Source organism: Aquiflexum sp., assembly GCF_041749095.1.
In the GTDB taxonomy this organism is placed as follows: Bacteria; Bacteroidota; Bacteroidia; order Cytophagales; family Cyclobacteriaceae; genus Aquiflexum.
Window position 1 is genome coordinate 1 of record NZ_JBGTCA010000040.1, and the last position, 11,741, is coordinate 11,741.

Annotated in this window: 10 protein-coding genes; 3 read left to right on the forward strand and 7 right to left on the reverse strand. The window is 39.3% G+C overall.

Features of this window, described 5'->3' with window-relative positions; translation table 11 throughout:
- The 5 genes from ACEW8O_RS03145 to ACEW8O_RS03165 form a co-directional block, all read right to left on the reverse strand.
- A partial coding sequence (locus ACEW8O_RS03145; protein ID WP_373493169.1) for a TonB-dependent receptor domain-containing protein occupies positions 1-1,933 on the reverse strand: 1,933 nt, incomplete at its 3' end.
- Positions 1,934-2,152: 219 nt separating this feature from the next.
- Entirely contained in the window at positions 2,153-2,689 is a 537-nt protein-coding gene (locus tag ACEW8O_RS03150) for a hypothetical protein (protein WP_373493170.1), read from the reverse strand.
- Between the two features lie 19 nt (positions 2,690-2,708).
- Positions 2,709-3,185 carry a nucleoside deaminase gene (locus ACEW8O_RS03155; protein WP_373493171.1) on the reverse strand — a complete coding sequence of 159 codons (477 nt, stop codon included), beginning with the start codon at positions 3,183-3,185 and terminating at the stop codon, positions 2,709-2,711.
- Between the two features lie 175 nt (positions 3,186-3,360).
- Entirely contained in the window at positions 3,361-4,101 is a 741-nt protein-coding gene (locus ACEW8O_RS03160) for a LytR/AlgR family response regulator transcription factor (protein ID WP_373493172.1), read from the reverse strand.
- The gene (locus ACEW8O_RS03165; RefSeq protein WP_373493173.1) at positions 4,098-5,171 is read right to left on the reverse strand and encodes a sensor histidine kinase; all 1,074 of its coding nucleotides are present in this window, start codon (positions 5,169-5,171) and stop codon (positions 4,098-4,100) included. Before ACEW8O_RS03165 ends, ACEW8O_RS03160 begins: the two co-directional genes overlap by 4 nt.
- Positions 5,172-5,442: 271 nt before the next feature.
- Between ACEW8O_RS03165 and ACEW8O_RS03170 the strand changes: the two genes are divergently transcribed.
- Positions 5,443-7,962, forward strand: a complete 2,520-nt coding sequence (locus tag ACEW8O_RS03170; RefSeq protein WP_373493174.1) for a TonB-dependent receptor domain-containing protein — start codon at positions 5,443-5,445, stop codon at positions 7,960-7,962.
- A 135-nt stretch (positions 7,963-8,097) separates the two neighbouring features.
- Here the strand turns inward: ACEW8O_RS03170 and ACEW8O_RS03175 are convergent, their stop codons facing one another.
- Positions 8,098-9,075 carry a pyruvate dehydrogenase complex E1 component subunit beta gene (locus ACEW8O_RS03175; protein WP_373493175.1) on the reverse strand — a complete coding sequence of 326 codons (978 nt, stop codon included), beginning with the start codon at positions 9,073-9,075 and terminating at the stop codon, positions 8,098-8,100.
- 274 nt (positions 9,076-9,349) lie between these two features.
- Between ACEW8O_RS03175 and ACEW8O_RS03180 the strand changes: the two genes are divergently transcribed.
- Complete coding sequence (locus ACEW8O_RS03180; RefSeq protein ID WP_373493176.1) at positions 9,350-9,850, forward strand: metallophosphoesterase; 501 nt, start codon at positions 9,350-9,352, stop codon at positions 9,848-9,850.
- Positions 9,851-9,911: 61 nt separating this feature from the next.
- Here the strand turns inward: ACEW8O_RS03180 and ACEW8O_RS03185 are convergent, their stop codons facing one another.
- Positions 9,912-10,055: a hypothetical protein gene (locus ACEW8O_RS03185; protein ID WP_373493177.1), complete on the reverse strand. Its 144-nt coding sequence runs from the start codon at positions 10,053-10,055 to the stop codon at positions 9,912-9,914.
- Between the two features lie 91 nt (positions 10,056-10,146).
- Between ACEW8O_RS03185 and hisS the strand changes: the two genes are divergently transcribed.
- Complete coding sequence (hisS, locus tag ACEW8O_RS03190) at positions 10,147-11,514, forward strand: histidine--tRNA ligase (RefSeq protein ID WP_373493178.1); 1,368 nt, start codon at positions 10,147-10,149, stop codon at positions 11,512-11,514.
- The last annotated feature ends 227 nt before the right edge of the window (positions 11,515-11,741 follow it).

Genomic DNA, 11,741 nt, shown 5'->3' on the forward strand with positions numbered 1-11,741 from the left:
ACACACGGCTTAATTCCCCATCATACATGATACTGTCCTGACCGCTCAGGGTAAATTCTCTCCTGACCAGGGCATTGTCCAAAAGCGTGTAATAGGAGGTCAGGTCGATCATGATATTGTCATTGATGACTTTTCCCACATTAAGTTCAAGATTATAGGCATATTCTGCCTGGAGTTGAGGATTGGGAACCATGACCGTTCCGGGTTCTGAATCGAATACTTTACCGATATCGTCCACATTTGGTGCTCTGAAACCTGTGGATGCACTCAAGTGCATAGTCCAGGTGTCTGTAGGATGGTAAACCCAGCCAGCGCTGGCAGTGAGGGCCCCTTCGTTGTTGCTGCTTTTTTCAAAAGGGAAGGGATAGAATTCAGTGTTGTTTCTAAAGTCGGCATCCAGTCCAAATCTATTGTATCGCATACCTGCCTGAAGCATAGATTTGGGTGAGACTTTCTGTTGATAGGTAGTATATATAGCGTAAGAATTCCATTTGGAATCAGGATAACGTGCCGGACCCTGCCCTAATTGACCTGTTTGTATGTTTTCATCAGTTCCTACAGAAGTCACATCATTTAAGATCCATTCCAACCCATAAAATAAAGTAGATTGCCGAGCGAGATTTTTCAGAAAATCTAGGTTTACCGAATAGGCATTGACCTGTTCCACCCTTGTCCTTCTGATCACATCGTTGAAATTCCTGTCTATTCTGCTTTCTTCAAATTTCTGATGAGCCAGATTTATCGACATCTCATCAAACAGGTTGCCGTCAGAAGAATGGGATATCTTCAAGTGGTTCATCATCCAGATTTGGGGGCCATATTTCCATTCAGCACTTCTAGGCTGACCATTTGGCCTAAATCGGATCAATCTATCATATCTTGAAAATGTTGAGGTCTCTGAATAATGGAAAGCATATTGAAAATCCCATTTTTTATTTGGGGAAAACCGGATTTTTTGTAGGATATTAAATTGGTCGTATCCTGTCGGAAGCTGAATTTTAGGATTGCTGTTTTCTACCAAAAAGTCCTGATCTTCCCTGACCTGCACATATGTAGTTCTGAGAAATTCTTCAGGTCCACGACTTCCCATTTTCAGATCACCAAATCTATTTCTGCTGAGACTGGTTACACCTGCCCATTTTTCGCCTCCGTATTTGACATGTACATGACCTGTTTTTTCTTCATTGGCTGTATTGGCACGGATCACAGCAGAACCTGTGACGGCGGGGTCTCCTTTTTTGATGAGAACAGGTTGAAGGGTCTGAAAGCTCATCACTGCTCCAATGGCGTCGCTGCCATATATGATTGATCCAGGTCCAAAGAAAACCTCTGTACTTTCTGTGGCAAATGGATCAATAGAAATGACATTGTGCAGGTTACCACTTCTGAAAATTGCGGTATTCATCCGGACTCCATCCACAGTGTATAATAGCCTGTTGGTGGAAAAACCCCGAATCATGGGACTACCGCCCCCTTGTTGGCTTTTTTGTACAAATACCTCACCGGAAATCCCCAATAAGTCTGCCGTGGTCTGTGGGTTTAGAAGTTCTCTTTCCTCTGTTGTAATGGTAGTAATGCGGGCCGGGATTTCCTGTCTGGATTGGCTCCAGCGGGTAGCGGAAACTACGGCTTGCTGTAAATAAATGGTATTTGGCGTCAAAGAAATGGTATATCCTATATCGGAGAGTTCGCTGTAGCTTTTACTGATACTTTTATAACCAAAAAGTCTAATGTCAATTTTCTCCACTCCAATAAAGTCCTTGATTTCAACCTTTCCCTCACCATCCGTGTATCGTATTATTTTGGTTTTTTGATCCATAATACTTACCAACTCCAGTGGATGATTGGATTCTGCATCCCGTACCATCAATACTTGCCCAAAAGCAAAGGCTATTAAATTGAACAAAATAACAGTAAGAAAGCATCTTCTCATTTCCCTGAATCAGTGAATGTATTAATTCGCCGGAAATTTAGTCAACTTTTAATTAGTATTTGGAAGGGTTTTATGTGAGGTGATTTTTTATTAATGCTAAATTTAAACCAAGGGCAACAATAAAAAGTAATACTCATCACATTTCATAAAAAATCCCCTTGTCTATTTGGACTAGGGGATTTTTTATTATTTTAATACGGTAAATAATTAGAAATCTTATTAATTCTCTTTCTCTCCCGGCTTGTCGATATCGATGTCAAAATTGATCAGTTCAGGTTCAATCTCCAATAAACCCGGTGCCTGATCTTCTGAAACGGCCCCTCTTTCAATCAATTCGGCAACCATATCCATTTGTCTTCCCATATCCAGTCCGTCCTTGTGTGCCTGTTGAAATCGCTCCAATAACTCCTCATCTGGGATGTCAGCATATCTAGACCTTCTGTTTTCCTTTAACATTTTTTTCTTTTCCTCCAGAAGTACTTGTTTTCTTTCTGCATAATTTGATTCCAAGGATTGTATAAACTCATTAGAAAGAGCTGTTTCATAAAAAGGGGTCTCATCAATGGCCATTTTTTCCTTGCTGCCATCCGTATGGACTACAGTGATTTTACCTTCTTCTTCCATCAAATATTCATCACCGGTCTCGACATCTACTATTTTTTCACCTTCGTAGATATACCTTTCTTCTACAGATTTCTCAGTCGAACAGGCGCTCATAAAGATGATACTTAATGTAATTATCATTAACTTTTTCATAATTTAATTTGGTTTTTTTTCAATATAAATTTTTATTTTCTTTTTTCAGCCAGTCTTGAAATACCTTTTTGGCTTCAATTTGTGAAATCTGTTCAAAAGGTATTTTCCTATTTGCTTTCGGAAGTTCTAGTTCTTGATAGATAAAATCATCATCAAAGCCTATTTCAGCAGCATCCATTTTTGTGTTGGCGTAAAAAACCCTGGAAGGTCTTGCCCAATAAATAGCTCCCATACACATGGGACATGGTTCGCAAGAAGTGTAAAGCTCACATCCATCAAGCTGAAAATGACCAAGATTCTTGCAGGCATCTCTGATAGCCATTATTTCTGCATGGGCAGTCGGATCATTGGTCAATAAGACTGAATTGGAACCTTTTCCAATCACATTTCCATCCTTTACAATCACACAACCGAACGGCCCGCCTTTACCTTGAACCATTCCATTACGGGAAAGTTCAATGGCCATACGCATATAGAATTCATGATTTTGTTCCATCAGACCAATTAACTAACAAACATGTCTTCACAATAATTCATTGAATTTACGACTTCCGGGAGATTGTTACGGCATAATCATCTGAATTGATTCAGAAAGCTATTGATTTTGATATTAAATTTTAAAAATATAAAAAAAATATTTACAATATTCTTAAAATCTAATAATGTTGGGTTTAACCGGCCCATCGGTTCAGAAATTCCATAAAATTGTCTTTGTAATTTTCACTGACCGAAATATTGGCATCTCCAATATTTACGGTGTTTCTTGAAATAGAATCAATATGATCAAGGTTGATAATGAATGAGCGGTGGATCCGCATGAATTTGTCAGAAGGTAGGATTTCTTCCATGTTTTTCAAACTTGTAAGTGAAAGCAACGGATTTGGCTTGCCGGCCAAATGTACTTTTACATAATCTTTATAGGCTTCGATATAGGCAATTTCTTTGAGCATCACCTTCACCAAAGAATACTCTACTTTTAAGAAAATATATTCTGATGGTTTACCATTTTCTCTTTTTTCCGATAATTGCCTGGACTGATTTTCATAATATTGGTATGCTTTGGTAGAAGCTTTTAAAAATTCCTCATAGCTAAATGGCTTCAACAAATAATCAAGGGCTTCTACTTTGTATCCTTCAATGGCAAATTGATTGTAAGCGGTTGAAAAAATAATCTTCGGTTTTTTAAAGTTGTTTTTGCCATCAATAATCCTTGCAAGCTCCATTCCCGAAAGGTCCGGCATCTGAATATCCAAAAAGATCAGGTCAATATCATTGGTATTGAGATACCCTAATGCTTGGATGGCATTGTCAAATTTGGCCTCCAAACTCAGAAATGAGGTCTGTTCTATGAACTTGGAAACCAAATCCAGGGCAAGGGGTTCATCATCAACAGCTATACATTTAAGTTTCATTTGAGATCAATAGTAAGGTAAACTCTGTATTGGTTTTCAGGATTTTCTCTGTCAAAGGTCAACTGAAATTTATTGGGATAAAGCAGTTCTAATCTTCTCATGGTATTGACGAGACCAATTCCGCTGGATTTTCCCTCAGGAGTATTTTCTGAAGAATTGAAAATCGTGTTTTGAGTTTCTAAGGTCAATTTATTCCCCTGCTTTATCAAGGAAATTTCAATTTCACTTTCTTTTTGGGAACTGATGCCATGTTTGAAGCAATTTTCAATAAATGGCAGTAATAACATCGGTGCGATTTCAGCCTCTTCAACTTTTTCGGGAATATTAATGTTCAGTTTGATCCTGGAAGGCAGCCTTAATTTCATCAATTCGATAAAGTCCTTCAGGAAGTCCAATTCCTTGGAAAGAAGGGTATGGTTTTTTTCAGTTTCGTACAGAACATAACGCATCATTCGACTCAACTTAAGGAGAGCGGTCTTAGCCTTCTCCACATCGATATTGGTCAGCGCATAGATGTTGTTCAAGGTATTGAAAAAGAAATGGGGATTTATCTGGGCTTTAAGATATGTAAGTTCTGAATTGACCTTCTCTTCCGTTAGCTTGAGTCTGAGCTGCTCGTCTGACTGCCATTTTTGTACAGCCGCAATGCTGGTACTGATCCCGACAGCCATGTAAAATATAAGTAACTGTGAAATATCCCAATAAAAATTACGTGGTCTTGGAGTATAAGGCACATCAGGTCTGAAGGCTTTATGCATCAGTTCCTGCATATTGGTCCAGTCATCATACACAATCAATAAAGCGACATAGGCCAGTCCTGCAACGAAATTGATGATAAGGAAAAGTGAAATCTTATTGTTGAAAAGGATTTTTGGAATCAAATAAAGAAAGTTGAAATAGAAGATACCTATTAATAAAGAAAAGTTAATTCCTTGTTTGAGCCAAAACTCATTCGGCCTCTCGACTCCTGCAGACAATGGGGAAAGGACAAAGATGACACATCCGAACAAGGCCCATCCCAGAATATGGATAAGTATTGGGATATTCTTCTTAATGGAAGTCTCTTGCATATGAATTAAATTAGGCAATTTTTATGCAAACTAAAATTAAATTTTGCTAGCAAGCCACCGGAATCTACCAATAGGGTCATATTATCGGCGAAACGGCGAATTCTATAGATGAAATATGGTGCTTTCTTAAGCTTGCCCCATTCGTCAGGTGTTTTACCTTATTGGTCGAGGGATATATCCTCATGGTCTATTTGATTTTTTTATGATTTTAACTTCATGTTCCTTTGTTGCTGTAAACTGTCCAACAGTACCACATTAGCTCAAAAGAAACATGAAAACGCTTATTCAATTATTATTTGCAGGTTTGCTTATCCTTACAGGAAGTGTTCAGACCGTGTATGCGCAAAATGCCGAAGAAGAGAAACCTGTCTATAAGATCACAGGTAGAATCCTTGAGAAAGGAAATGATACCTCCGTGGCTTATGCTGCGGTCGCGCTTATCGACGTAGAATCGCAAAAGAGTATCGTAGGAACAATCGCTGATTTTGACGGTGTTTTTGTCATTACAGGATTCGGCATAGGATCTTACCAAGTGCAGGTAACTTTTATGGGTTTCCAGACTTTTAACTCTCCTATCATTGAGGTAACGGAACAGAACAGCAACATTAATCTGACCAATATTTCTTTGGAAACTGAAGCTGTAGCGCTTCAGGAGGTAACAGTGATGGGGCAAAGAGACCTGATTGAGGAAAAAGTGGACAGGACGATTTATAATGCTGAATATGATAAAACCCTAATCGGGGGCGATGCGGCTGATGTGATGAGAAGGGTTCCTATGCTTTCAGTGGATTTGGATGGAAATGTTTCCATGCGGGGCAGTTCCAATATCCTGGTTTTGATCAACGGAAAGCAATCTGCCATCGTGGCATCCAATGTTGCTGATGCTCTAAAACAAATACCTGCTGAAGAAATTAAGGCAATAGAAGTGATCACTTCCCCTTCTGCAAAGTATGATGCTGAGGGTACCGGTGGAGTCATCAATATAGTTACCAAAAAGAACAACCTACAAGGAGCTTCTCTGAACATCAACAGCAGTGCCGGTTTGAGGGGTTCTAATTTGGGATTAAACGCAAGCTTGAAAAAAGGAAAAATGGCCTGGACTCTAGGTGGCTTTGGAAGAGCAGGGTATAATATCCTAGGCTCGTTTGAAAACCAACAATATATTACCAATGCCGATGGCACTACTTTGAACATTAAACAATCTGCTGATACCAGAAACCAAATGCTTTTTGGCAGGTATAACCTTGGTTGGGATTTTGAAATAGACAAATACAACTTCCTTACTTCATCTTTGAGCTTTGGGGTCCGGAACATGAGAAATAATCAGGACGGACTTTTGACAGAGACATTCTTTGAGGATATTTTGGTCAATTCCCTGTTAAGAGATGTCAATGTGGCCAACCTTTCCAATAATGTTGATTTCAATTTCAATTATACCAAGACGTATGAGAAGCCAATGAAGGAATTCAGCATATCGGCCTTATACAGTCAAAATAACCTGACCAATGATTTTATCAATAGTCTTTACAACGGAACATTTGATGATATTATCAGCAGAGTAAAAAACAACAACGCAGGCATCAACCAGGAATTCACCATTCAGTTGGATTATGTGACTCCAATAGGTACAGGTAAAAATCAGATCCTGGAATATGGTGCAAAAAACATCTTAAGAAAGGCTGTTTCTGATTTTACATATTTGAGGGCAGATGGTTCTGATGGGGAATTTGTGGAAGATACCGATGTAAGATTTTCCAATGAATTCAGCTATGACCAAAATGTGACTGCGGCTTATGCTTCATTTACTACGAGTATTCTGGAAAAGTATTCCCTAAAAGCAGGCATGAGGTATGAATATACCAATATCGAGGCAGATTTCAGGAATTCTGAATTGGAAGCAGATATTCCATCATTTGGACTTTGGGTGCCTAGTGTGAACTTGAGCCGTAAAATGGCCAATGGAAACATGGTCAAAGCTGCCTATAACAGAAGGGTGCAAAGACCTTCTCTTAACTTCCTGAACCCCAACATCAATGCTGCAAACCCGCAGCAGATAAGTCAGGGTAACCCTTTGTTGGATCCGGAATTGACAGACAACTATGAGATGTCTTACAGCACATTCTTCAAAGGTTCATCTTTGAACTTCACCTCTTATTTCAGAAATACATCCGGGTCTATTCAGCCGGTAAGGAATGTGCTTGAAGATGATATCATCTTTACCACCTTTGAAAATATCGGACAGGAAAAAGCTTACGGATTCTCCATCTTCTCAAATGTAAACCTGTCTGGTAAATTCTCTCTTAACGGAAGTGTGGACGGATATTATGCAAGGTTGGACAATGGTCTTGATGATCCATTGTATGCTGCATCCAATGAAGGCTTTGTGCTGAGCGGAAGGCTTTTTGCCAACTATTCCCTGCCGAATAACTGGCAAATCCAGAGTTTTACTTTTGCAAGAGGCAGACAGGTCCAATTACAGGGTACAGCAGGAGGATTCGGAGTCTATGGCCTTAACCTGAACAAGCAGTTCAACGAGAAAAGAGGAAGCATAGGATTTGGAGCAGAAAACTTCTTCACCAAAGAATTCACAATCAACAATGAATTGCGGACACCAACAATCATGCAGCAAAGTACTATTGGACTAAGAAATATGAACTTCAAAATAAACTTTTCCTACAGAATTGGAAAGTTAAGTATGGAACCCTCCAGAAGGAAGAAGAGAGGGGTTTCCAATGACGATTTGAAAGAAGGATCTGAAAGCGGCGCAGGTGCCGTCATGAATAACAACTAGGACTGTTTAGTTGATTGGGTTAAAGTTATAAAAAAACCACATGGCTTACCATGTGGTTTTTTCTTATTATACCTCACATCACCGATTATTGATTTAGAGTGCATCGGTCATCGGTCACCTAACATCTCTACTTATTTACTTATACATCACTTGCTTAACAGCTGCCAAGGTTCTTTTCACATTTGGTAAAGTAGCCTCAATATAAGTTGGTGCATAACTCAATGGAATATCCATGGAATTTACCCGGATGACAGGTGCGTCCAAATAATCAAAAGCATTTCTTTGCAAATGGTAAGCGATTTCAGATGAAATGGCAGCTAGAGGATTGGCCTCTTCCACTACGACACATCTATTGGTTTTTTTAACGGATTCCACTACAGCAGCATAATCGATAGGCCTGACAGTTCTAAGATCTATTACTTCAGCATCGACCCCGTCTTTTGCCAATTCTTCGGCTGCTTCCAGGGCTACTTTCATCATTTTACCAAAAGATACGATGGTGACATCTTTGCCTTTCCTTTTGACATCAGCTACTCCGATTGGAAGAAGGTATTCACCTTCAGGCACTTCACCCTTATCCCCATACATCAATTCCGACTCCATATATATAACAGGGTCATTGTCTCTGATAGATGCTTTTAAAAGTCCTTTAGCATCATAAGGGTTAGATGGTACAACTACCTTAAGGCCAGGTGTGTTTGCGAACCAATTTTCAAAGTTTGAAGAGTGCGTTGCCCCAAGTTGTCCTGCGTTGCCGGTTGCCCCTCTGAATACAATCGGCACATTATAGGCACCTCCTGACATAGCAAGCATTTTTGCTGCAGAATTCACAATCTGATCTATGGCTACCAATGAGAAGTTGAAGGTCATAAACTCAATGATGGGTCTGAGTCCATTCATGGCTGCACCTACACCGAGGCCGGCAAATCCCAGCTCCGATATTGGTGTGTCAATGACGCGATCAGGACCGAATTCGTCCAACATTCCTTGGGAGACTTTATAGGCCCCGTTATATTCTGCCACTTCTTCACCCATGAGAAACACGTTTTTGTCGCGTCTCATTTCTTCTGACATGGCTTCTCTTAAAGCTTCTCTAAATTGAATTACTCTCATTATTTAAACAATATTTTCGACGGTAAAAATAGGAAGTAATCCCTCAAATCCAAAACTGCTTTTGGTGATCGGCCTGTTATTTTAATTTTGTTTTATCAGAGTTCAAATGGTATTTCTCGTCGGGTTACTTTTCCTGTACCTGTATAGCAGTGTCATACTCTTTAATATTGATAAGTCCAGCATGCGGCATTTAAAAATTTTTAAATCTCATTTGCTATTTTTCAAGTAATTATATTTGTCTTTACTGACAAACTGTTAGATAAATATTGTTGAAATGATTAAAATAGGTTTGATCTCTGATTCCCATGGATATATCGATCAAAAAGTCATTGACCATTTGCAGGATGTGGATGAGGTATGGCATGCAGGTGATATTGGAGATTTAAGGGTTCTGGAAAGCCTCCCAAAAAACAAGGTCAAAAGAATAGTTACAGGAAACATTGATGACCAAACGGCCAGACAATCATTTCCGGAGGAAATTTGGGAAGAATTAGAAGGTATAAAAACCGGAATGATCCATATCGCCGGAAAACCCCCAAAGTATGCCAAGGGAATCAAAGAAAAGATCAAACTCAACAAAGCACAGCTATTGGTCTGTGGTCATTCCCATATATGCAAGGTAGAATATGACAAGTCGCTAAATTGTCTTTACATGAATCCCGGTGCCATTGGGCAACATGGATTCCATGTGGTGAGGACGATGCTTTTGTTTGAAATCGACAATGGGAAAGTCCAAAACTTAAGAGTAGTTGAATTGGGGAGAAGAGGGGTATAAAATAAAAAAGACAACGTCTTCACGTTGCCTTTCCTATTTCTTGTCAAAGAGTGGTCTTGAATTATTTTTTGAAGCTTTTTTTCAATTCTTCTATATCCACATTTTTGATTACCGGCTTGGCAATCAATTGTTTGATTTTTATAACTCTCGTAGTTTGACCTTGTCTCTTTCTTCTCAATTTTCTTTTTAAAGTAGTAACAGCCATCGTCTTATCTGTTTATGTTGTCTCAAATGAGGTGCAAAATTAAAATAAAATTTTGATTTTACTTAACTTTGGCCAAATTTAAAAATAAAACATGTCCGTTCAGAAACCAAGCCTGCCAAAAGGAACCAGAGATTTTGGGCCATTACAGATGGCGAGAAGAAATTACATTTTGGATACCATCAAAGATACTTTTAAGCTTTTTGGATTCCAGCAGTTGGAAACTCCGGCAATGGAAAATCTGAGTACATTGACCGGAAAATACGGAGATGAGGGAGATCAGTTGCTTTTTAAGATTTTGAACAGCGGAGATTTTCTAAAGAATGTAGAGGTAGGGGATGTGGAATTCGGGACCGCAGTAGTTCTACCAAAGGTGTCCGAAAAAGGTCTCCGATACGACCTTACCGTTCCTTTTGCACGATTTGTGGTGATGAACCGAAATGACATCACTTTCCCATTCAAAAGATTTCAGATCCAACCGGTATGGAGGGCAGATAGGCCTCAGAAAGGCAGGTACAGGGAGTTTCATCAATGCGATGCAGATGTAGTAGGTACAGACAGCCTTGTCTGCGAACTCGAAATCCTGCTTATGATCAAAAGAGTTTTTGCGAATTTGGGCATTAAAGACTATAGTATTAAAATAAACAACAGGAAGATCCTTACAGGGATATCTGAGGTCATTGGCGAAAAAGGCAGAGAAGGGGAATTGTGCATCGCAATAGACAAATTGGATAAGATAGGATGGGAAAAGGTACAGGAGGAATTATTGCAAAAGAATTTTGGGCAAAACTCCATTGAGAAGTTGGAACCGGTCATCAATCTGAAGCAGTCCAACAAAGAAAAACTTGGATTTTTGAAGACTTTTTTAGCCAATTCTGAAAATGGTCTCAAAGGATTAGAGGAATTGGAAGAGGTATTTGGTTTGTTGCAGGCTTATGGGGAAACTGAAGAACATGTTGATTTTGATGTGGTATTGGCAAGAGGACTGTCATATTATACAGGAGCCATTTTTGAAGTGAAGGTCAACAATGTTTCCATTGGTTCGGTGAGTGGTGGAGGCCGGTATGATAACTTGACCGGGGTATTTGGGCTTGAGGGTGTTTCCGGAGTTGGGTTTTCTTTCGGAGTTGACAGACTTTATGACGTAATGGATGAATTGGGGATTTTTCCTGAAGAAAACCTCGACAAAACCAAAGTCCTGATTACCCATTTCGATGAGAAGGGTTTTGCATACGGACTTAAAGTATTGAATCAGTTGAGAAAAAGTGGTGTTTCTTCAGAGCTTTTCCCGGAGATCGCCAAGATCAAAAAGCAGTTTACCTATGCTGATAAAAAAGGAATTCCTTATGTAATTGTGTTGGGGGACACTGAAATCAATAACGGAGTAGTCAGCTTAAAAAATCTTGCTACCGGTCAGCAGGATTCAATGAAACTTGAAGAGGCAATCGAAAAAATGTTGTAGAGAGATTGTTTATCCTAAAAAAACAGGACAAACCTAATTAAGACTGTCCTGTTTTTTTAGTCAACCTCCAAAATGGAATTGATGGGAATATAGGTGTTGCACTTGAGGGAAATAAATTGATTGCCCACCGCCCATACTGTGGTATTTACCTGATAGACTTTTTCGTCCGCCGTTTCAAAAGTGATATTTACTTTGCCATGTAGAAGATTACCCAATGCCTGTGCCCG

What these genes read in the sequence shown, in the direction of transcription:
- ACEW8O_RS03155 (WP_373493171.1), bottom strand. Translation starts at nt 3,185, where the DNA reads ATGGAACAAAATCATGAATTCTATATGCGTATGGCCATTGAACTTTCC.
- ACEW8O_RS03170 (WP_373493174.1), top strand. Translation starts at nt 5,443, where the DNA reads ATGAAAACGCTTATTCAATTATTATTTGCAGGTTTGCTTATCCTTACA.
- ACEW8O_RS03160 (WP_373493172.1), bottom strand. Translation starts at nt 4,101, where the DNA reads ATGAAACTTAAATGTATAGCTGTTGATGATGAACCCCTTGCCCTGGAT.
- hisS (WP_373493178.1), top strand. Translation starts at nt 10,147, where the DNA reads ATGTCCGTTCAGAAACCAAGCCTGCCAAAAGGAACCAGAGATTTTGGG.
- ACEW8O_RS03175 (WP_373493175.1), bottom strand. Translation starts at nt 9,075, where the DNA reads ATGAGAGTAATTCAATTTAGAGAAGCTTTAAGAGAAGCCATGTCAGAA.
- ACEW8O_RS03150 (WP_373493170.1), bottom strand. Translation starts at nt 2,689, where the DNA reads ATGAAAAAGTTAATGATAATTACATTAAGTATCATCTTTATGAGCGCC.
- ACEW8O_RS03180 (WP_373493176.1), top strand. Translation starts at nt 9,350, where the DNA reads ATGATTAAAATAGGTTTGATCTCTGATTCCCATGGATATATCGATCAA.
- ACEW8O_RS03185 (WP_373493177.1), bottom strand. Translation starts at nt 10,055, where the DNA reads ATGGCTGTTACTACTTTAAAAAGAAAATTGAGAAGAAAGAGACAAGGT.
- ACEW8O_RS03165 (WP_373493173.1), bottom strand. Translation starts at nt 5,171, where the DNA reads ATGCAAGAGACTTCCATTAAGAAGAATATCCCAATACTTATCCATATT.